Here is a 21060-nt window from a genome sequence, read left to right on the forward strand (position 1 = left end):
TTATTCTTAAAATGAATGAATCACAACAGTTCATGATCATAGTCTTTGGTGAAAGCTATGATCTGAAAGAAAAGAGCTTTTGTATACGAAAAGTAGCGTAATTTATACAAATCGTAGCAGACAAAAGAGAAAAGGAATGCTATTATTTTACCGGTGATGAAAATGGAATTTAAAGAAAAACTAAAAAGAATGAGAATAGAAAGGGGATTGTCGCAAGAAGCGTTGGCAAACCGATTGCATGTATCTAGACAAGCAATAGCAAAATGGGAATCTGGAAACGGAATGCCAGATTTAGATAATCTAAAAGCGATTGCTGATTTATTTGAAGTGAGCTTAGATGCTTTGCTTCGTGAAGAAAACATGAAAACCCCATCTTCAAAGCAGGAAAGCATAGCGTTTGGATTAGCCGGAGCAAGTATAGGTGCGATTTTAGGACTTGTGATTCGAGGGGAGTTTTTTACGGAGACTCTTGCAGGTGCAATGATTGGTATCATCATAGCTCATTTGTTGTTCGTGGTACAACATCCACAAAATCAAAAATATCTGAGTTTGAGCGAGGTTTATCATAGGTGGCAAAGCTATTGGACAACTTTAGATAAAACACAACTGATGATTTTGATTATATCCGCAAGCATTGGAGGACTGATTGGATTATACTTATGGAATCAAGGGTGGATATAAAAAAGGGATCTTTCAAAAAAAATAAGACATTCGTCTTACTTTTTATGAGCTAATTGATATTCTATGCGTAAGGTATTCCACATTCTTACATATTCAGCAAGATAATGCTTTGCTTTTTCTTTATCATCTGTAGGACACATGGCATAGGTGGTAAAGAATTTTTTTACGAAAAAATTACTCCTTCGAATATGAAATCTACTAGTGACGACAATGACACGTTTCCATTGATTCTTTTCACAAATGGTACTGGCGAAACGAAGATTATCAAAGGTGTTTTGTGCTTCTTTTTCCAATAGGATATCCTTGAAAGGTACACCATGTCGTATGGCATAATCAGCCATGATATCTGCTTCGACAAAATGATTTCTGACACCTGCGCCACTGATAAGCAGTTTATGTGTTTTGTGTTGCTTATATAATTGAATCGCTTTATTCATCCTACTTCGTTGCATTCTTGATACCTTGCCATCCTCTCTTGCAGGACAGCCTAATATGATACATATATCATAAGGATCATGATCCATCACAGGAGCCTTAGGAAAGTAATACAAGAGGGGAAGTGTTAATATACCTAACAAAAGAATCAGTAAAATGATGATCATACATTCACCACCAAAGGCGCACTCAGCTCTTTTTTTAATAAAGTCAATCGTTGTGTCGGAGTCAATGGAATGCCATAGGCAGCCACCGCCTTCAAATCCAAACAGCGATAGCATTCAGGAATTTGGTTAAATTTACTGGCAATCCATCGATCCTTTTTCTTCAATTCTTTTAGATAAGCTCTGCCGGTTTGATTAAAGGCCAGTATGCGAATATGAGATAATTGAGGTAACTCTTTCATTTGTTGCTTACTGGTTTGAGTAATAAGGTGAATGATCGTTCGTTGAATTCTTACACGTGTATAGCGTTTGGAAATACAACGATCCACAAAGCTTTTCATGTCGGGACAAAGCTTGGCACTTTCTATCATTCTGTTTTCCAGACCTTCTTCCATAAGGAAATAATGAGATAATACAGATGGTTCCATCGTCAAAAGTAACATCTGTAGATGAGGGTAATAGAATTCCATTTGAAATCGCTCATTTAATTGCTCATACATCGGAGTGAGTTCCTTAATACTTTCTTTATGAAGAAAGCGATGACGTATGGCTGTTGCACTGGCAATATGGTTTTGAACCTCAAGGTCATGATAACCATTGGTGCGTTGAATCGTATAAGGAATGATATTCGTGTTTTTTAATGCTTTGATATATGCAACTCCCAAGATGTCATTGCTTTTTACATCATAATCTTGTGCCATGGAGCGTGTACAGTTTTTAGGTGTTGTTGTTTCAGCCAATGCTTTTAAGGTTGTGATATCATTGCTTTCACTACCAAAGACGATTTGGTTAGCATCCGCAAGCTGTAAAGAAGTGATAGCACCATAAGCAAATCCATCCGCACTTTGTACTGCATAAGGAAATGGTAACTCAATGACAAGATCGCACCCCTCTAGAATAGCGGTTTTTGCCCGACTCCATTTATCAGCGATAGCAGGTTCGCCACGCTGTACAAAGTGTCCGCTCATGACATTGATCAAAACATCACAATGAGTAAGTTCCTTGGTTTTATTTATATGATATCGATGTCCGTAGTGGAATGGGTTATATTCGCTGATAATACCACATATATTCATACAATTCCTCCAATCTGTCTGGTTCTATGATACCACAGTTATGGGAATTTATATCATAAGTTTTTTAAATATGTTACAATGAAGAAAAGGAGGTTAGCAAGATGACGATAAAGAAAGAATTCACTTTTTTTAGTGCAATGGATCAACTTGAAATTTCATGTATCGCACTACTACCTGAAAAAGAATACGTCGGTATCATTCAGTTTGTACATGGCATGGCAGAACACAAGGAACGTTATTTGGATGTTATGGAATATATGGCAAACGCCGGTTATCTTTGTGTGATACATGATCATAGAGGACATGGAAAAAGCGTGAAGACACAGGAAGATTTAGGCTATATAAATGGGAAACATGCGGACTATATGATTGAGGATATCTATCAATTGGGACAATATGTAAAACAAAAATATCCAACGCTACCTTTCTTCTTGTTTGGACATAGTATGGGCAGTCTTTTGGTAAGGGCTTTTTGTAAACGATATGATCATGAAATAGATGCATTGATCGTATGTGGATCTCCAAGCAAAAATGCTGCAGCTAGTGCAGGTAAAATGGTTGCACACTGGATGAGTAAGATCAAAGGAGAGCATTATCGAAGTGCATTGATCCAACATATGGCATTTGGTAAACACAATAATGGATTTAAAGAAACGATGAGTGATAATGTTTGGCTTTGCAGTGATATGAACGTTGTGAAAACTTATGATGCAGACCCCTTGTGTGGGTTCGTATTCACCTTAAATGGTTTTGAAAATCTATTTGATTTGATGGTCGATGTATATGATCCTAAGGGATGGCAGATGAAGCATACGAGCTTGCCGATTCGCTTTATCGCAGGTAGTAATGATCCTTGCATTATGAGTGAAACAAAATTTAAGGAAGCTGCCGGATTTATGAAAACATGCGGTTACATGAATGTAAGTGCTCGTTTATTCGAAGGAAAACGTCATGAAATATTGAATGAAGATAATAAAACAGAAGTCTATCAAGATATTCTTAATTTCTATGAAAAGGTAAGAAACGAAATGTGAAGGAAAAATCAAAGAAATTATGAAAAAATGAAAAAAAGGCTTTTCTTTGGGCTCTTTTTATGGTTTAATATATAAGCTAGCCTATGTATATGCGAAATGAGTTGACTTTATGCCAGATTTTCCTTATAATAGGATAGGTCAGACAACGAGGTGATTCTTTTGAGATGGAGCAAGGCGGAATTATTACAGGCGAAAGATGGTGTCATCAATATTGAAGATACAATTTCGTTTGAACCTGAAGTATTCGCTAAGATGCATCAAATCAGAGGATTACAAGATGTTACGGTATCAGGAAATATTCATTACGATACAGAAAGTGATCGGGTGTTTGCAGATCTAGATATCAGTGGAGTGATGATAGTACCGTGTTCTATTACCCTTGAGGATGTAGAATATGATTTCCATACAAAATCTTTAGAAGTGTTCTCTTTTGAAAAATCAGATGATGAAGATGTACATGAAGTTAAAGGTGATGTCGTAGAGTTATTACCGGTGATCTTTCAATTGATACTGATGGAGGTTCCTTTAAAGGTTGTCAAAAAGGGATTGAAACAGTATCCTAAAGGTGACGGTTGGGAAGTTGTCAAAGAGGAAGACTATGAAAAAGCGAAAAGCGATGAAATAGATCCTCGTTTAGCAAAGTTGAAAGAATTCAAATTGGAAGATTAAGTAGGAGGTGCTAACATGGCTGTACAACAGAGAAGAAATTCAAAAACTAGAAAAGCAAAACGTAGAACTCACTATAAATTAGCTGCACCTACATTGGTAAAATGTCCAGTGTGCGGTGAGTACAAACAATCACACAAAATGTGTGCATGTGGTGAGTACAACGGTAAAACAATTGTAGAAAAATAGTGAGAAGACCGGGTAAGCCGGTTTTTTTCATGTATTTTGGAAAATATGATAAAAAAACAAAACCTGATAGAAATGAAGCAGGAAATTGATGAAAAAACGTTGAAGTATTTTCATAAACGTGGTATATTATCTACAGATACTTCAAACGGAGTGGGTTAAAGCCCACTCCTTCATTATGTTTGTAAAGGAGGTAACATGATGGACCAGATACAAAGAATCAAAGAACTGGTGATGCCGATACTGGAAAAGGAAGAGATACAGCTGTATGAAGTGCTGTGGCATTCTGAAGGAAAAAACCGTATTCTGCAGATTTCAATCATGAGAAATGATGGAAGTATGGATATTGACACCTGTGCAGATATGTCTGAGAAGATTTCCACATGTCTGGACGAAGCAGACCTGATCACAAGTGAATACTTCCTGGAAGTATGTTCACCAGGTGCGGAACGTGAATTAAAGGATGAGGTACAGATACAAAAAGCAATCGGAGAATTCGTTTATATCAAATTGAAAAATCCAAAAGCGGGACTTGACGAGGTCAAGGGGTATCTTAAGGCAATGGAAGACCATGCCGTACTGATAGAATATATGGATAAGGCTGTAAAAAAGAAGGTGTCTATTGAATTAGACAATCTGGCACTGATTCGTTTATCTGTGAAAATTTAGAAAGGAAAGTAAAAGATGAAGTTAAAAGATTTTATGGCTGCTATGCAGGCAATCGAAAGTGATCGCAAGTTATCTAAGGAAATCGTAGTAGAAGCATTACAGGAAGCTTTATCGAAAGCATACCGTAAGCATATTGAGATTCCTGATGCCTTGGTACGTGTTGATATCAATGAAAAAAATGGTGATATCAAAGTGTTTCAACAAAGAACAGTTGTGGAAACCGTTGAAGATGATGAATTAGAAATTTCCTTAGAGGATGCTAAAAAGGTCAATCAAGCTTTTGAATTAGGTGATTTGGTTGAAAATGAAGTCAGCATCGCTAATCTTGGAAGAGCAGCTGTCATTTTGGCAAAGAATGTCATGAAACAAAAAATTCGTGAAGCTGAAAAATTAGTTGTATATGAAGAATATTGCGATAAAGTAGATGAAATGGTCATGGGTACCATTGAATCTGTGGAAGAAAAGTTCTGTGTTGTTAATATAGGTAAAACATTAGCGTTGATGCCTAAAAATCAGCAGATTCCAAATGAACGTTATAAAGAAGGACAAATGATTCGTGTTGTCATTATAGAAGTAAATAAAGAAACAAAGGGTGCTCAAGTTCTTGTTTCTCGTGGTGATGCTACGTTGGTAAAACGTTTATTTGAAAAAGAGGTTCCTGAAATATTCCAGGGTATCATCGAAATCAAGGCAATTGCACGTGAAGCCGGTGAGCGTACGAAAATGGCGGTATATTCTCATAACGAAAATATCGATCCAATCGGAGCTTGTATCGGACCAAGAGGACAGCGTGTACAAGTCATCATCGATGAATTACATGGTGAAAAAATTGATATCTTTGAATGGAGCGAAGATGTTAGCGAATTGATCAAAAATGCATTATCACCTGCTGAGGTGCTTGCGGTCATTCCAAGTGAAGAGAAAAAAGGCGGACTTCTGGTTGTCGTTCCAGATAACCAATTGTCACTCGCAATTGGAAAACGTGGAAAGAATGCTCGTTTAGCGGTTAAACTTACCGGTAGCAAAATTGATATCAAAGCTGAAAGCGATGTAGATGCAATGGGTATCGATTGGAAGAATATCGCTATCAAACAGCGTGAAGAATTCCTTGCACGTCAGGCTGAGGAAAAAGCAGCAGCACAACAAGAAAAATTTGAAGAAGAGCAAGAAGTAGAAGCGGTGGCAATTGAAGATGCCGGTGTACAGTTCATAGAAACCGAACCTGAAGAGGAAATCGTTGAAGAAGAAGTCATCGTTGCTACACAAGAACCTGTAGAAGTGGAAGAAGAAGCAGAAGCACCTGAAGAAGTGGTTGAAGAAGTGAAGGTTGAAGAGAGTGACTTAGAGAAAGCGGCTCGTATCGCCAAAGAGAAACAACGCTTAGAAGGGCTGAATGTAAAAGAAAAGCAGGAATACAAATCTAAATTTGAGGAACTTGCAGATGCGAAAGCAAAACAAGAACCGGCAACGACAGGAAAGCCAAGATACAAGAAACATGAAGAAAAAGAAGAACCTCGTCGTAAAGCAACGTTTGATTTAAATAAGAAAGATTATGGTATGAAACCAATCTATTCTGAAGAAGAGTTAGAAGAAATCGAACGTGAACAGATTGAAGAAGAAGAAAACGATTGGATTCATGATGATATTGATTTTGATGAATTCGATGAATATTACGATAAATAACAGAGAGGAGCTTGTATATGAAAAAGATTCCTATGCGTAAGTGCGTAGCAACCCTTGAAAGTCTCCCTAAAAAAGAATTGATTCGCATCGTTCGTACACCTGAGGGCATCGTTGAAATCGATGAAACAGGAAAGCGAAACGGACGTGGAGCATATTTAAAAAGAAGTGTAGAAGCAGTGGAGCTTGCGAAAAAGAAGAAATCTCTTGCAAGATCACTGGAATGTGAGATCCCTGATGAAATTTATGAAACGTTGAAAGGAATGTTTCAACATGAGTGATGCCAAAGGTTATTTGGGTATTGCTTATAGGGCTAAAAAAGTCTGCAGTGGGGAGACGTTATTTAAAAAGTTTTCCCATAATGAAATTAAATTGGTGATTTTGGCTGAAGATATCGGGGAAAACACAAAGAAAAAGCTGTTGGATAAATGTGCCTATTACAAAGTTTCTTATGTGTTTATGGATGCACAAGAACTATCGATAGTAATGGGGAGTCGCAAGGCGGTCGGCATTATGGACAAAGGATTGGCACAGCAGCTATATACTTGCTTGAAAGGCTAGGTGATATTATGGCAAGACAACAGAAAAAAGGAAACGGAAACAACAGAAGAAACAATAACAACAGAGGTAGAAATAACAATAACTTCGCACCGAGAAAAGAGCGTGTAGAGGTTAAAGAAATCACATACAATGGACCATTGAGTGTTGGAGAATTAGCAGAAAAGCTAAATCGCAATGCAAGTGAAATCATCAAATTATTGTTCATGATGGGGACCATGGTTACCATCAACTCTACTTTGGATGACGAAACGATCGAATTGGTATGTATGGAATGGAATGTAGAGTGTCATAAAGAAATCATCATCGAAGAAAGTGATTTTGAAGAAATGATCAATAACGAAGAAGAGGATGAATCACAACTGGTAGATCGTCCTGCTGTTGTTACTATCATGGGACATGTTGACCATGGGAAAACAACGTTATTGGATACCATTCGTAAAACACATGTAACAGAAGGTGAATTTGGTGGCATTACGCAACATATCGGTGCTTATCAGGTTAATGTCAAAGGTAAGAAGGTTACCTTCTTAGATACTCCGGGGCATGAAGCCTTTACTGCAATGCGTGCACGTGGAGCACAGGTAACCGATTTGGTTATCATCGTAGTTGCGGCAGATGACGGTGTTATGCCTCAGACGAAAGAAGCTGTCGATCATGCGAAGGCTGCCGGTGTTCCGGTTATCGTAGCTGTGAACAAAATTGACAAACCTTCTGCAAATAAAGATCGTATTATTTCAGAGATGAGTGAATTGGGATTGATGCCTGAAGAATGGGGTGGAGATACCATCTATGCTGAAATCAGTGCAAAATTCGGTACAGGAGTAAATGAGCTTTTGGAAACCATTTTGGTTGTATCTGAAGTGTATAACTTCCGTGCAAATCCTAACAAGCTTGCTACTGGTACAGTGATTGAAGCAAAATTAGATAAGGGTAGAGGTCCTGTTTCTACCTTGTTGGTACAAAGTGGTACTTTGCATACCGGAGATGCTATCGTTGTAGGTACAGCGTTTGGTCGTGTGCGTAAGATGACGGATGATCGTGGACGTGAAATCAAAACGGCTACACCATCTACACCAGTAGAAATTATCGGTTTAAATGATGTACCTATTGCAGGAGATATCTTCAAAGCATTTGATTCTGAAAAGAAAGCTCGTCAGATTGCAGAAACTAGACTAACAAAACGAATTGACCAAGAACGTAATTCTTCTAGTGCGATGTCTTTAGAGGATTTAAGCCGTCAAATCGAACAAGGTGATATCCAAGAAGTCAATGTCATCATAAAGGCAGACGTTCAGGGTAGTGCTGAGGCTGTACGTGCTAGTATGGAAAAGATTGATGTAGCTGGTGTGAAAGTTAACGTTATACGTTCTACTGCCGGTGCAATTACAGAATCTGATATCATGTTGGCAAGTGCTTCTAATGCTGTCATCTATGGCTTTAACGTTCGTCCAAATGCCAATGTTCGTAAAAAAGCAGAAGAGGAAGGCATTGAAATTCGTCTACACAACATTATCTATAAAGCATTGGAAGAAATGGAAAATGCGATGAAAGGTATGTTGGCACCTGTTTATGAAGAGGTTGTTATCGGACAAGCTGAAGTACGTCAGATCTATAAGGTTTCAAAAGTCGGTACGATTGCCGGTTGTATGGTTACCGATGGTTCCTTGAAGAAGGAATGTGGCGTTCGTTTGATTCGTGAGGGCGTTGTTATCTATACAGGTAAACTAGGCTCTTTGAAACGTTTCCAAAATGATGTCAAAGAGGTAAACAGCGGATTTGAATGTGGTCTTACGATTGAAAATTTCAATGATATTAAGGTAGATGATATCATTGAAGCGTATGAAGATCAGCAAGTTGATCCAGACTAAAGTTAGGTGAGAATATGACAGTAAAAGCAGAAAAAATTGCTGGAATTATCCAAAAGGAAGTCAGTGAAATCATACAATTTGAACTGAAAGATCCTAAAATCGGTTTTATCACGATTACAGATGTAACTGTTACTAATGATTTATCGATTGCAAAAGTATATGTATCTTTCTTAGGTCAAAAAGCAAGAGAAGAAGCAGGTATGAAAGCCTTAGATCGTAGCAAGGGATTCATACGTTCTGCCCTTGCGAAGCGAATGACATTACGTAAGGTGCCAGAGCTTCAGTTCAAAATAGATGATTCTTTAGAAAAAGGAAATAAGATTGAAAGAATCATACACGAAATCAATAAATAACGAGTAGAGTCGAAAATCCAAGATAAAAACCGATTTTCTACTTACTCCAAAGATGTTTTATAAAGAAGAAAAGTAAAGTGAACCACCTCTAATGATGGTTCACTTTACTTTTTCTGTTGGTTAATTATAGGATTCTATCTGAATTTGGCATCCTCGCTAAGTATGTACGATTTTGTTTTTGTAACCATTTAAATTATGCTTTCGCTGTTTCATAACTTTGTTTCTGTTTTAATAATTCCAAGATTGATTTTTGTGGTATTCACTTCATCTACAATAATGAATAAATATTTTCTATTTGATATGTTGATAATAAAAGATAGCAAGTTGAGTACGATCTCTTAGATCTAATTTATTTAATAGACTGCTTAAATAATTCCGTACGGTACCTTCACTGAGAAAAAGAATACTGGCTATTTCTTTGTTATTTAGACCCTTTGCGACAAGTTCAATAAATGCAATTTCACGCTTCGTTAAATCAAAATCCTCCTCCGTATGTTTCTGTTTTAATAAAGAGGGAAGCTTACTGATAATTTCTGTATTAAAGACATTTTGGCCTTGATAAACTGCTTCTAATGCCGGAATGATACTGTCAAAGTTTTGTTTTAAAATATAACCTTTTACACCTAGACTCAATGCTTTCACAATATATTCATCGTCACTAAAGGTTGTTAAAAATAAAATTTTCGCATCAGGATGTTGTTTTAAGATTTGTTCGCTGGCTTCTACACCGTTTTTGTTTTCCATACGAATATCCATCAATAAGACATCCGGCAAATGAGTGTGATAAAGTTCAATGGCTTGATTACCATCATATCCCACTGCAACGATCGTAACACCTTTTGTCTCCAAAATCGTTTTTAATGAGCTACATACTAATTTATCATCATCTACGATCATAACTCTCATATTTCATGATCCTCCTTTGGTATTGTAATAAATATTTCAAACCCATCCACTGTATGTAAATTAAAGAATCCATGCATTTGTTCCACTCGCTCTTTCATATTGTGAAGTCCGATGCCCTCTTTGTTTATATGAACGTTGGTGCCATTATCATGAACGATCAATTGATAAAATGCGGGTTGCTCTCTTAAAATCAGGGATACGTAACTGGCATTGCTGTGTTTTAGAGTATTATTTAATGCTTCTTTGATGATTGCGAGCACATGATAGTAAACACTGTTTTCTAATGGTCGTAATATATCATATTCCAGTATGATCTTGCAAAAGGTAAACTCATCACATAACTTTTCAAGTACAATTTTTAAATCTAGAGCATCATCATGAAGATCATGTACACTATTTCTGACATTATCCATTCCTTGAGAAATGGTTTCTCTTAAATTAGATAAAGGTTCTTTCATTGCTTCTTGTTGGTTGATTGCTTGTAGAGCTCCGATTTGTAATAAAGAGCTACTAAGTAAATGACCAACATGATCATGAATTTCCCTTGCAATCCTATTTCGTTCGTTTAATATGGCGATATGTAAATCTTGTTCCTGAGCGATAAGAAGTGTATTGTTTTTCTCTTCCATTAATAGTGCCAGCTCTTTGCTTGCATCACGTTGACGTTGATAGCTATGTTTGAGTGATTCATTGTCAAGATAGCGCAAGCGAAGTATCCAAGCTAAAATCATCGTACATGCCAATAAAAAGATATTAGGGACTTTGGTAAGCATCAAAAGATAGGGAAGTAAGAAGATGATATACTCTATGTGCCATTTTTTATCTGAAATCCAAACATAATACACACAAGGCACAAAATATAACCATTCAGGAAAGAACATACTACCAAGCACATAACCAAACATCAATTTCTTTTGTTTTGGATATAAAAGTCCGATCGAACATGCAATGATGACAAACAACAAGGGTAAAATGGTAAATAGTTGGATGCCCTCCATATAAATAAAGGTAAAGCCAAAGAATAAAAGAATGATTAAATTAATGATTTCACTCATGGAAAGCCTCCTTCTTTGGGCTCATTTTATCATGTTTTTGTAATTATCACAATCAACAGTGTTATTTTATGACATTTGTCATATTCATAGTGAAAGTGTTCACTAGTTTGGCATTTGAAAATATCGTATACTATCATCAGAAAGTGAGGAGATTAACATGATGATTCAGGTAAATCAGCTTGTGAAACGTTATAAAGATGTAATCGCATTAGATCATTTTAATATGGAAGTAAAGGAAGGGGAAATTTTAGGTTTATTGGGGCCTAACGGTAGTGGAAAGACAACTGCTATCAATTGTATGTTGTCATTGTTGGAATATGATAAAGGAACCATTCAGTTATTTGGAAAAGAAATGAATCCTGATGCATTGGAAAGTAAACAAATGATCGGTATCATACCTCAAGAGGTAGCTGTGTTCTTTGAGTTAACCGTATATGAGAATATTGATTATTTTTGTAGTTTATATGTGAAAGATAAAGCAACGAGAAAACGTTTGGTAGAGGAAGCGATTGCATTTGTATCTCTTCAAGAATATCGAAAATTTCGTCCCGGAAAGTTGAGTGGTGGTTTATTACGTAGATTGAATATCGCCTGTGGTATTGCTCATCAACCGAAACTAATCTTTATGGATGAGCCTACGGTTGCAGTAGATCCACAAAGTAGAAACTCCATACTGGAAGGTATACGAAAACTAAATGAACAAGGTGCAACCATTGTATATACCTCACATTATATGGAAGAGGTAGAAGAAATTTGTAGTCGCATCATTATTATGGATAAAGGTAAAGTAATTGCACAAGGTAGCAAAGAACAATTAAAAGCTAGTATTATGTTAAAGGAACGTGTAGATATCGAACAAATTACATTATCTGAAAAGCAAATTGTTCAAATCAAGGAAATAGCAAATGTATTCACTGTACAGTATCATTCGAATCATTTAACCGTGAAGTTTATGGAGGGTAAACATAATTTAATCAACTTATTGGACTATTTTGCTCAACATGATATTACTTTTGGTAAAGTGTATACACAACTTCCGACATTAAACGATGTTTTCCTTGAAATTACCGGAAAACAGTTAAGAGATTAGGGGTGAGGTTATGTTATCCTTATTTAAATATCGTTTCAAATGTAAGCTACAAAATAAATCACTATTGTTTTGGACATTGGCATTTCCTTTTATCTTAACGACTTTATTCGCCGGTGTATTAAAAGGTGCTTATGATCCTGACGAGTTTCAGACGATTCCTATTGCGGTGATAGATGAAGCGTACTATCAAGAGGATACCGTACTTCAAGAAACATTGAAAAATGCGAAAAGCGGAGAAACTCCTTTGTTTGATGTCATGGTCGTTTCTGATCAAGAGGCGATGTCTTTGTTAAAGGATAAAAAGGTGGATGGAATCATTCAAGATCAAACTTCTATAGCATTACATGTGCGAGAAAGTGATTTAAATACGACAGTGATATCTACTTTTTTCTCAGAATATGAGCAACAAAGCAATATGGTAAAAGAACTTTTAAAAAGCGGACATTCCTTAGATGAAATTCATACGCTGTTTACGAACACGCAAAATTTCATTGAAGAAAATGAAAAAGAAAGTAATGATTTAAGTGCAGTGTTCTTTTATACCGTGCTTGCAATGGTATGTATGTTTGGCGGTCAATGGTCCATGGTATCCATGTATGACATTCAGGCAAATCAAAGTAGTAGAGCTGCACGTTTAGCAATGACACCAGTGCATAAAGCAAAATATTTATTATGTGACTTTATGTTATGTATGATGTTTGAATTTGTATTCCTTCTTCTTATTTATGGCTATATGGATCTTGTATTAGATATTGCCTTTGGTGAACATCCTTTGGCTATCTTATCAACCTTATTGCTTGGAAGTCTTGTAGGAAATGCAGTAGGAACCTTATTGGGTTGTGCAACAACAAAAAGCATTGTATTCAAGAATGGGATATTAACAGCGATTACGATGACAGGGAGTTTTCTAGCCGGTATGATGATGGTACAAATCAAATACTTTGTCCAGCTTTATATGCCGATCCTAAACTATATCAATCCTGTCGCAATGATTACAGATGGCCTATATTGTTTATATTACTATGGCATTGATGAGCGCTTTTATTTCAATCTATATTCTATGGTCGTTATTATCATAGTTTGTTATGGGATATCCTTTCTATTGATTAGAAAAAAACGATATCATAGTTTGGAGGCGAGATAATGAATTATATAAAATTATATTGGAAATTGGTAAAAGCGAACCGTACTTCCTTGATCATTTATTCTACTATCTTTATTGGTGTATTCATTGCTTATGCCGCTTTACTTGGCGATAGCAATCAGATAACCAGTTTTCAAGATGTAAAACCTGACATTGTTTTGGTAGATCATGATCAAAGTGATGCAAGTAAGGCATTAAGCGAGTATATATCAGGTGTCGCAAAGATCCAAGAGGTAGGAGAAGGCCAAAAGGATAGGGAAGATGCTTTGTTTTATGGATATGTTTCTAATATCATTGAAATACCAAAAGGCTTTGAGTCTGATCTTTTAGATGGAGCGGATACCAATATCAAGTGTACCTCTAGACCTGATGAACAAAATGCAAGTATGTTAGAAATGAAAATCAAATCCTATTTATCAACCTTTAAAGTTTATCAGAACGCTGATTCAACTTTATCTGTGAAGCAACTACATGCTCAAACAATGAAAAAGGTTAGCTCTTCTTTGCATATCACAATGGATATCAATGAGGAAGTAGGTATTTCACAAAAATTAAAAGCTTCCTTTTATAATTATCTATCTTATATTTTGATGGCCTTGATTTTGTTAACTGTAGGAATGACAATGACGACGATTTTTAAATCTAATATAGAAAAACGCAATCTAATGGCACCGATCAGTAGCAGTAAACGTAATTTATTTTTATTGATATCTAATATTATGTTTGGCTTGGTGTTGTGGTTGATCTTTACCATTGTGATCTTCTTTTTACCGGGAAGTGAAATGCTAAGTATAGAAGGCTTATTGTATCTATTGAACTCCTTTGTATTTACGATGCTATGTGTATCCCTGGGATTCATGTTCAGCTGCTTACTTTCAAATAAACGACATGCAAGTGAAGCATTGAATGGCATTGTGAATGTTGTTTCCCTAGGTGGTGCTTTTCTAGGAGGTGCCTTTGTACCGCAAAGTATGATATCATCCAGCATCTTAAAGATTTCAAGTTTTCTACCAACGTTCTGGTATGTGAAGGTGAATGATACCATAGCAAGCATTCATGACCTAACGATGAATGAATATAAGGAAATCTTCTCATATATCGGTATTGAAGCACTATTTCTAATGACCTTTGTATGTATCGCTTTATTGATCATGAAAAATCGAAAATCACAAGACTCTTTTCTAACTGTACAAGAGCAATCTGAATAATATGAAAAAAGCTGGTTCATTGCCAGCTTTTCATGTTATTTTCCAACCTTTTCCAAACGCTCCTTTAGTTTTAGTTTATTACCGAAACGGAAGAAGAAATCCATGACGATAGGAATTGCGGCCATTGCGCCAAACGTACAGATAGCTTGATAGAAATTTAAACGTACCAATACAAATAAATTTGGTAGTAATACGATTGCCGCAACAAATAAGGATAACATCACTACAAAGACGATAAAACGTAATCTTGTGAAAGGAATACAGACTCGATATAAGACGATCATAGAACTGGTTCCTGTTAATAACACGGTCATCGTTGTCATTTGTGCGTCATTGATAGGGAAGACATTGCCTAAGAAATGTACAAATACAACACTTAATACCACACACAAAGCTCCTGGAAAAGCTTTACTGAAAACGTTCAATAAGAAGTTTCCTTCAACTCTTGCATGATTTGGTTCCAGTGCTAAGAAGAAAGAAGGAATCCCTATGGTTAATGAGGATATCAAAGTTAATTGGATCGGCTCAAATGGATATCTACGAATTAAGAACAGAGTTAGAAAAGCAAGCATGGTAGAGAAGGTTGTTTTCACTAGAAATAAAGATGCTGCACGTTGTATATTGTTGATAACACGACGACCTTCATCTACGATATGAGGCATATGTGAAAAGTTATTATCTAGTAGAACTAGGTTGGCGATATTTTTTGCGGCTTCACTGCCTTGGGCTACGGATATACTACAATCAGCTTCTTTTAAAGCCATTACGTCATTTACTCCGTCTCCGATCATTGCTGTAATATGTCCTTGTTGTTTCAATGCCGCAATCATCAGTTTCTTTTGCATAGGGGATACACGACCAAAGATGGTATACTTCTTTACTGCTTCAGGAATATCTTTATCTTGTAAGGTACTGGCATCGATGTATTTATCATGATCTTTTAAATGTGCTTTCTGAGCAATGGCATGAACCGTACAAGGATCATCTCCACTGATGATTTTCACATCTACACCTTGTGATAAAAAATAATCCAAGGTCTGAGGAGCTTCTTTTCTAATAGGATCACTCAATAAGATCAAAGCAAGAGGCGTACCGTGTGTATCAATGTCATCAAACTCAATGGCACTATCACTCTTCATAAAGACTAGTACACGATTTCCTAAATTTGCTTGTTTCTGTATTTCTTTCATAATGGTAGGATCTGGTTCACTACATACAAATTCATAAGCACCTAAAATATAAGTTTGATTGTCTTCAAAGGTAACTGCACTACATTTTCTAGCACTTGAGAAGGGAAGGAGCTTTTTTGCTTTTACTTTATTTTGTGCCTCACCTACATAAGAACGAATCGCCATTGCGGTAGCATTTTCATCTTGTAAGGCAGCATGGAAGTCAGCCAACAGTGCTTTTATGTCACCAGCTTCCTTTTGTAAAACCAGAATATCTTCTACCTGCATGTTTCCTTCTGTTATCGTACCTGTCTTATCAAGGCACAAGGTATCGACTCTTGCCAACGTTTCGATACAATACAATTCTTGTACCAATGTCTTTTTTCTTGCTAAATTGATAGTACCTACAGCAAGCGCTACACTGGTAAGTAATACCAACCCTTCAGGAATCATGCCGACCAATGCTGCAACCATCGCTACAATGGCCTCTTCAAAAGAATAGCCACTGACAAAATACTGCTTAAAGAATAAAGCAAGCCCCATAGGGATGATCACAAAGCCAATGATCTTAATGATATAATTGATGGAATCTCGTAACTGAGATTTATGCTTTTTGAATATCTTCGCATCTTTCATGATGGTTTGTGCGTAGTTATCATTTCCAACATGCAAAACTTGACACACTGCGTTTCCACTAACCACGAAGCTTCCAGAATATAACTCATCTCCGGGCAGTTTGACAATGATATCACTTTCACCGGTAACTAAAGATTCATTTACTTCAATTCGTCCTTTTAAAACCATGGCATCCGCAATGATTTGATTGCTCGTAGTAAGGGATAAAATATCATCCAATACAACATCTTCTATATGAATTTCTGTCCACTGTCCATTTCGTCTTGCTTTTACAGTAGACTGTGTAATCAAAGATAATTTATCCAACACTCGTTTTGCTCGAATTTCCTGTAAGATACCAATTATGATATTAGATAAAATGACTCCCATAAATAAGAGATTTCTCCACGAACCAATAAATATAATGAAGCCTGCAAGTATTGCATTGATTAGATTGAATAACGTGAAGATATTGTCCTTGATGATCTCTTGATAGCTTTTACTGATCTGATCGACTTGCTGGTTATATTGTCCACGTTCTATGCGTTGCTTCACCTGCTCATCGCTCAGACCATTCTCTATATCTACTTCAGTATCCGTTGTATCGTACTTCATATGATCACCCCATGTCTTTACCTATATTATACCAATAATATCTATATAATACCTTACGCTTTTGTTATTTTTTCTTAAGAATCTATAAAGTTTTTATGATTCATGATAATAAAAAAAAGAGATGAATTACCAAAAGAATGGTAAAATATCATCTCGTTGTTATTCTTTATTTATTCGCATCAATATAAGTTGTAACATTTCTTTCAACAACGCTGAAAGGTGCATTTCCACTAGTCAATATCGCTTCATGGAATGCTTTGTCATCAAACTTTTCTCCTAGAGCTTCCATAGCTTTTGTTTTTAATTTATCAAGTTCATGGAAACCAACATAATATGGTTCAAAGCAGGCTGGATTGGCTTGTTGCTGCTTATATTCCATTTGCGTGTTTTCATCATCCATTGCAATTCCATTTTCTTGAAGGAAAGATTTATATTTATCAAAGGACCATCCCTCATAATGGATACCAATATCCGCAAGGATAACGATATCATAAGTTACTAATTCATTTTCTTTTATGAACCTTAGTAAATTCTGATCAATATCAGTTAGATATTGAGAAGCGAAATATTGAGCATATACAGCAAACCCTTCTGTATAAGCATTGCTGGAAGCAAGTGTTTTACGATAAGGGGAAGTCTGATGTTCATACATATATCCATATTGATACATATGTCCAGGAAATCCTTCATGAGAAACAGTTTGATAAGTTGAAATCGTATTGATATCTCCGAGTCTTGGATTCACACGTAGCTGTTTTACACCATTTCCATCAATCGAAGGGATATTGAAATAAGCCGCAATACCACTATCAGATGCAATTTCTTCATTTACGTTCTTAATATTGTACTTTAAGTTATCTACTTCAGGGAAGTCATCCTTAATTTTCTTACTGATATCATCTAGAATATCAGTGTAACTGGTATAGTTTGTGACCGGCATATCATTTTTTAATATTGCTTTTAATATATCGGGATTTGAAGCCATCAATTTCTGCATGTTTGCGATACGCTCATTCATATCATCTTGTAGCATCTTCTTAACTTCACTAATGCTTTTTTCAGAACCAATATTCTGTTGGAAAAGTAATTCAAAATATTCTTTTCCATGTTTGAATTTCGCAAGACCTTCTTCATTATTGGTACCTTTTGATAATTCCTTCATAAGATCACTGATATCTTGATAAGCAGGCAGGAAAGATTCCACAAAAGCTTGTGTTAACTGTTCTTTATAGGTGTTAGCACTTTGCTCATCTAATCCCAAATCATCAATGCTTTCTTTCATTGAGGTCAAAACAGCACTGTTTTCTCCTTTTTCTATGATACCATCACAATAACTTTTCACACTGTCGATATCTATCATTAACAACCCTTTTTCAGCCTGTGTCTTTGTATAAGAAATAGCTCCTTCCATATAAGGTTTCACATCTTTGACCAGTGTGATCAAGTCTTTTACATCCTGCTCATTTCTCAACGTCCAATCCGACATAAGGGTAGGAAGTTGGTAATGAATCCCAGTCATACTTTCAAATAATTGTTGATAATAATCAAATTTATCGTCAGAAAGTTCATGACTAATTTTATTTTGGTACTCATAAATATCATAAGTGTCTTTTTGCTCATCTGTCAAAAGACTACGATCAAAGTCTTTAAACTCATCCCATACTGCTTCAGCTTCTTTCTTTAATGCTTCTTGATGATCCGTATCAATTCGTTCCCCCAAATTTACCTTGATTTTAGAGACATCGACACCAAAATTTTCCGGATGTTCTAAAAACACATGGGTACTCATGTAGTCACTTTCCATTGTTTCTACAAATTGACGATTGATAAATTCATCAAACTTTTGTTGTTCCTCTCCTGCATCTTTTTTCGTACAACCACCTAAGGTCGCAATCAATAAGATGCTTAGGGCAATAATACGGAATTGTTTTCTATTTTTCATAATGTTCTCCCTTCATATACTTCTATTATATATAATTAGGTTCGCAAATACAATAAGTTTAGAAATAGGCTGTTATTTATTGAAATCCCTCCATTTTTTTGAATTGAGGAAACGCAATGGATATGTTATACTTTATTAGCAGATTTTGGAGGAATGATCATGAGTATATTAAATGTACAAAACGTATCTCATAGCTTTGGTGGAAGACAAATTTTAGAGAACGTATCTTTTCGTTTGTTGAATGGCGAACATGTTGGTTTGATTGGTGCAAATGGGGAAGGAAAATCCACATTCTTAAATATCATTACAGGAAAATTGGTACCAGAGGAGGGTAAGGTTGAATGGTGTAATCGTATTACAACAGGATACCTGGATCAGCATACTTCATTAGAGAAAGGCAAAACGATCAAAGAGGTTTTACAAGATGCTTTTCATCATCTATTTGACTTAGAAAAAGAAATGATCGAGATGTATGAGAAGATGGGAAATTGTGATGAAATGGAAATGGAACATTTGATGAAAGAGGTTGGGGAAATCCAAGATATTCTAGATCACAATGGGTTTTATATGATTGATGCAAAGATCAGTGAAGTAGCCAAGGGACTTGGTCTTTTAGATATCGGTTTGGATAAGGATGTTACACAACTTTCCGGTGGACAACGTTCTAAGGTATTATTAAGCAAGCTATTATTAGAAAATCCGATGATTTTGATTTTGGATGAACCAACCAACTATTTGGATGAAGAGCATATTTTATGGCTAACTAATTTCTTAAGCAGCTATGAGAATGCATTCATCTTAGTATCTCATGATATTCCTTTCTTAAACAATGTAACAAATGTCATTTATCATGTTGAGAATTGTGTGTTAACACGTTATGCCGGAGATTATGCTTATTTTGAAGAACAATATGCAATGAAAAAACGTCAAATGGAAGCTGCTTATCATAAACAGCAAAAGGAAATTGAAGATTTAGAAGATTTTATCGCAAGAAATAAGGCACGTGTTGCGACACGTAATATGGCTCATTCTCGTCAAAAGAAATTGGATAAAATGGATTTGATATCCAAACCGAAAAATAAGATCAAACCGGTATTTGAATTCCAAGAAGCAAGAACACCAGGTCGTGTGATCTTTGAAGTAAAGGATCTGGTAATCGGATATGAGGATCCTTTGACCACACCATTTCATATGGAATTGGAACGAAACAAAAAGATTGCGATCAAGGGAGTAAATGGATTGGGTAAAACAACCTTATTGAAAACATTGCTTGGTATGATTCCATCTATATCCGGAGAAGTAGAAGTTGATCCATTCGTGGAAGTCGGTTTTTTTGAACAAGAGGAACATGGTAATACCAAAACGGCTTTACAACATTTTTGGGATCATTTTCCTGGATTGACCAATGGAGAGGTAAGAGCAGCTCTAGCAAAATGTGGTTTGACAACTGATCATATTGAATCCGGTATGTGTGTATTAAGCGGTGGGGAACAGGCAAAGGTAAGACTTGCTTTGATCATGAATCGTCCTTGTAATGTTTTAGTACTAGATGAGCCTACCAACCATCTTGATGTAGACGCAAAAGATGAATTACAGCGTGCATTAAAAGCCTATCACGGGACTGTCGTTTTGGTTTCTCATGATCCTGATTTCTATATGGATATTGTAGATGAGGTCATTAATTTGGAGGATTATACAACAAAGCTATTATAAGAAAGCTATCAAAAAGTCTATCAATACTTCATATAGTAGGGATAGACTTTTTCTTTTATAAATATAGTATCTGAAAGCGGTTCATTTTCACTGTTACAGAAGGCGTTTCCCATTTTATAATAAAAAAGTCTATTAAAGTCTTGCAAAAAGAAGAGATAGACATTAAAATAGTAACTGTTATATGTTTGTGATGCTTTTTTATTTATGTGTATTTATTTACAATGGTATGC

Annotated in this window: 20 protein-coding genes; 14 read left to right on the top strand and 6 right to left on the bottom strand. The window is 35.9% G+C overall.

From position 1 onward, the window contains the following. Positions 1-162 precede the first annotated feature (162 nt). Positions 163-681 carry a helix-turn-helix domain-containing protein gene (locus UGRO018_RS08815; RefSeq protein ID WP_416326116.1) on the top strand — a complete coding sequence of 173 codons (519 nt, stop codon included), beginning with the start codon at positions 163-165 and terminating at the stop codon, positions 679-681. A gap of 35 nt (positions 682-716) precedes the next feature. Here UGRO018_RS08815 and UGRO018_RS08820 read toward each other — a convergent pair whose 3' ends face one another. Continuing rightward, positions 717-1283, bottom strand: coding sequence for a YdcF family protein (locus UGRO018_RS08820; RefSeq protein WP_416326117.1), 567 nt, complete (start codon positions 1281-1283; stop codon positions 717-719). Then, positions 1280-2356: a tRNA(Met) cytidine acetate ligase gene (locus tag UGRO018_RS08825; protein ID WP_416326118.1), complete on the bottom strand. Its 1077-nt coding sequence runs from the start codon at positions 2354-2356 to the stop codon at positions 1280-1282. Before UGRO018_RS08825 ends, UGRO018_RS08820 begins: the two co-directional genes overlap by 4 nt. A gap of 101 nt (positions 2357-2457) precedes the next feature. Here UGRO018_RS08825 and UGRO018_RS08830 point away from each other — a divergent pair, with 101 nt between their 5' ends. From UGRO018_RS08830 to rbfA, 9 genes are all read left to right on the top strand, one after another. Next, positions 2458-3390: an alpha/beta fold hydrolase gene (locus UGRO018_RS08830; RefSeq protein ID WP_416326119.1), complete on the top strand. Its 933-nt coding sequence runs from the start codon at positions 2458-2460 to the stop codon at positions 3388-3390. Between the two features lie 150 nt (positions 3391-3540). Further along, the gene (locus tag UGRO018_RS08835) at positions 3541-4059 is read left to right on the top strand and encodes a YceD family protein (protein ID WP_463667555.1); all 519 of its coding nucleotides are present in this window, start codon (positions 3541-3543) and stop codon (positions 4057-4059) included. Positions 4060-4074: 15 nt separating this feature from the next. After that, complete coding sequence (rpmF, locus tag UGRO018_RS08840; RefSeq protein ID WP_416326121.1) at positions 4075-4245, top strand: 50S ribosomal protein L32; 171 nt, start codon at positions 4075-4077, stop codon at positions 4243-4245. A gap of 198 nt (positions 4246-4443) precedes the next feature. Beyond that, entirely contained in the window at positions 4444-4911 is a 468-nt protein-coding gene (locus UGRO018_RS08845) for a ribosome maturation factor RimP (protein ID WP_416326122.1), read from the top strand. Positions 4912-4926: 15 nt separating this feature from the next. Beyond that, on the top strand, positions 4927-6594 hold the full coding sequence (gene nusA, locus UGRO018_RS08850; protein WP_416326123.1) for a transcription termination factor NusA: 1668 nt from the start codon (positions 4927-4929) through the stop codon (positions 6592-6594). Positions 6595-6611: 17 nt separating this feature from the next. Then, complete coding sequence (gene rnpM, locus UGRO018_RS08855; RefSeq protein WP_416326124.1) at positions 6612-6872, top strand: RNase P modulator RnpM; 261 nt, start codon at positions 6612-6614, stop codon at positions 6870-6872. Continuing rightward, positions 6865-7152, top strand: a complete 288-nt coding sequence (locus tag UGRO018_RS08860; RefSeq protein ID WP_416326125.1) for a L7Ae/L30e/S12e/Gadd45 family ribosomal protein — start codon at positions 6865-6867, stop codon at positions 7150-7152. Before rnpM ends, UGRO018_RS08860 begins: the two co-directional genes overlap by 8 nt. Positions 7153-7160: 8 nt before the next feature. Further along, a complete protein-coding gene (gene infB / locus UGRO018_RS08865; RefSeq protein WP_416326126.1) occupies positions 7161-9020 on the top strand; it encodes a translation initiation factor IF-2 in 1860 nt (619 codons plus the stop codon). A 14-nt stretch (positions 9021-9034) separates the two neighbouring features. Next, positions 9035-9373 carry a 30S ribosome-binding factor RbfA gene (rbfA, locus tag UGRO018_RS08870; RefSeq protein ID WP_416326127.1) on the top strand — a complete coding sequence of 113 codons (339 nt, stop codon included), beginning with the start codon at positions 9035-9037 and terminating at the stop codon, positions 9371-9373. Positions 9374-9664: 291 nt separating this feature from the next. On the opposite strand, the gene UGRO018_RS08875 is transcribed toward rbfA, so the two are convergent. Both UGRO018_RS08875 and UGRO018_RS08880 read right to left on the bottom strand, forming a co-directional pair. Then, entirely contained in the window at positions 9665-10279 is a 615-nt protein-coding gene (locus tag UGRO018_RS08875; RefSeq protein WP_416326128.1) for a response regulator transcription factor, read from the bottom strand. Next, positions 10276-11334 carry a sensor histidine kinase gene (locus UGRO018_RS08880; RefSeq protein WP_416326129.1) on the bottom strand — a complete coding sequence of 353 codons (1059 nt, stop codon included), beginning with the start codon at positions 11332-11334 and terminating at the stop codon, positions 10276-10278. Before UGRO018_RS08880 ends, UGRO018_RS08875 begins: the two co-directional genes overlap by 4 nt. Before the next feature lie 157 nt (positions 11335-11491). On the opposite strand from UGRO018_RS08880, the gene UGRO018_RS08885 reads away from it, so the two are divergent. The 3 genes from UGRO018_RS08885 to UGRO018_RS08895 are packed head-to-tail and all read left to right on the top strand — an operon-like array spanning position 11492 to position 14776. Further along, positions 11492-12424 carry an ABC transporter ATP-binding protein gene (locus tag UGRO018_RS08885; protein ID WP_416326130.1) on the top strand — a complete coding sequence of 311 codons (933 nt, stop codon included), beginning with the start codon at positions 11492-11494 and terminating at the stop codon, positions 12422-12424. A gap of 10 nt (positions 12425-12434) precedes the next feature. Next, on the top strand, positions 12435-13568 hold the full coding sequence (locus tag UGRO018_RS08890) for an ABC transporter permease (RefSeq protein WP_416326131.1): 1134 nt from the start codon (positions 12435-12437) through the stop codon (positions 13566-13568). Beyond that, complete coding sequence (locus UGRO018_RS08895) at positions 13568-14776, top strand: ABC transporter permease (protein ID WP_416326132.1); 1209 nt, start codon at positions 13568-13570, stop codon at positions 14774-14776. Before UGRO018_RS08890 ends, UGRO018_RS08895 begins: the two co-directional genes overlap by 1 nt. Positions 14777-14811: 35 nt before the next feature. On the opposite strand, the gene UGRO018_RS08900 is transcribed toward UGRO018_RS08895, so the two are convergent. After that, positions 14812-17175 (bottom strand): HAD-IC family P-type ATPase, encoded by a 2364-nt coding sequence (locus tag UGRO018_RS08900; RefSeq protein ID WP_416326133.1) that lies wholly within the window; start codon positions 17173-17175, stop codon positions 14812-14814. Between the two features lie 166 nt (positions 17176-17341). Further along, positions 17342-19117 carry a DUF885 domain-containing protein gene (locus tag UGRO018_RS08905; protein WP_416326134.1) on the bottom strand — a complete coding sequence of 592 codons (1776 nt, stop codon included), beginning with the start codon at positions 19115-19117 and terminating at the stop codon, positions 17342-17344. A 159-nt stretch (positions 19118-19276) separates the two neighbouring features. Here UGRO018_RS08905 and UGRO018_RS08910 point away from each other — a divergent pair, with 159 nt between their 5' ends. Next, entirely contained in the window at positions 19277-20830 is a 1554-nt protein-coding gene (locus tag UGRO018_RS08910) for an ABC-F family ATP-binding cassette domain-containing protein (protein ID WP_416326135.1), read from the top strand. Positions 20831-21060 lie beyond the last annotated feature (230 nt).

Source organism: Hoskinsella mucinilytica (genome assembly GCF_045223415.1).
GTDB lineage: Bacteria > Bacillota_I > Bacilli_A > Erysipelotrichales > Erysipelotrichaceae > Hoskinsella > Hoskinsella mucinilytica.

Excerpts from the sequence above, each read along its gene's own strand:
- rnpM (WP_416326124.1), top strand. The coding sequence starts at position 6,612 with ATGAAAAAGATTCCTATGCGTAAGTGCGTAGCAACCCTTGAAAGTCTC.
- UGRO018_RS08900 (WP_416326133.1), bottom strand. The coding sequence starts at position 17,175 with ATGAAGTACGATACAACGGATACTGAAGTAGATATAGAGAATGGTCTG.
- rpmF (WP_416326121.1), top strand. The coding sequence starts at position 4,075 with ATGGCTGTACAACAGAGAAGAAATTCAAAAACTAGAAAAGCAAAACGT.
- UGRO018_RS08860 (WP_416326125.1), top strand. The coding sequence starts at position 6,865 with ATGAGTGATGCCAAAGGTTATTTGGGTATTGCTTATAGGGCTAAAAAA.
- UGRO018_RS08825 (WP_416326118.1), bottom strand. The coding sequence starts at position 2,356 with ATGAATATATGTGGTATTATCAGCGAATATAACCCATTCCACTACGGA.
- UGRO018_RS08845 (WP_416326122.1), top strand. The coding sequence starts at position 4,444 with ATGGACCAGATACAAAGAATCAAAGAACTGGTGATGCCGATACTGGAA.
- UGRO018_RS08895 (WP_416326132.1), top strand. The coding sequence starts at position 13,568 with ATGAATTATATAAAATTATATTGGAAATTGGTAAAAGCGAACCGTACT.
- UGRO018_RS08910 (WP_416326135.1), top strand. The coding sequence starts at position 19,277 with ATGAGTATATTAAATGTACAAAACGTATCTCATAGCTTTGGTGGAAGA.
- infB (WP_416326126.1), top strand. The coding sequence starts at position 7,161 with ATGGCAAGACAACAGAAAAAAGGAAACGGAAACAACAGAAGAAACAAT.
- UGRO018_RS08905 (WP_416326134.1), bottom strand. The coding sequence starts at position 19,117 with ATGAAAAATAGAAAACAATTCCGTATTATTGCCCTAAGCATCTTATTG.
- UGRO018_RS08880 (WP_416326129.1), bottom strand. The coding sequence starts at position 11,334 with ATGAGTGAAATCATTAATTTAATCATTCTTTTATTCTTTGGCTTTACC.
- UGRO018_RS08890 (WP_416326131.1), top strand. The coding sequence starts at position 12,435 with ATGTTATCCTTATTTAAATATCGTTTCAAATGTAAGCTACAAAATAAA.
- rbfA (WP_416326127.1), top strand. The coding sequence starts at position 9,035 with ATGACAGTAAAAGCAGAAAAAATTGCTGGAATTATCCAAAAGGAAGTC.
- UGRO018_RS08815 (WP_416326116.1), top strand. The coding sequence starts at position 163 with ATGGAATTTAAAGAAAAACTAAAAAGAATGAGAATAGAAAGGGGATTG.
- nusA (WP_416326123.1), top strand. The coding sequence starts at position 4,927 with ATGAAGTTAAAAGATTTTATGGCTGCTATGCAGGCAATCGAAAGTGAT.
- UGRO018_RS08885 (WP_416326130.1), top strand. The coding sequence starts at position 11,492 with ATGATGATTCAGGTAAATCAGCTTGTGAAACGTTATAAAGATGTAATC.
- UGRO018_RS08875 (WP_416326128.1), bottom strand. The coding sequence starts at position 10,279 with ATGAGAGTTATGATCGTAGATGATGATAAATTAGTATGTAGCTCATTA.
- UGRO018_RS08820 (WP_416326117.1), bottom strand. The coding sequence starts at position 1,283 with ATGATCATCATTTTACTGATTCTTTTGTTAGGTATATTAACACTTCCC.
- UGRO018_RS08830 (WP_416326119.1), top strand. The coding sequence starts at position 2,458 with ATGACGATAAAGAAAGAATTCACTTTTTTTAGTGCAATGGATCAACTT.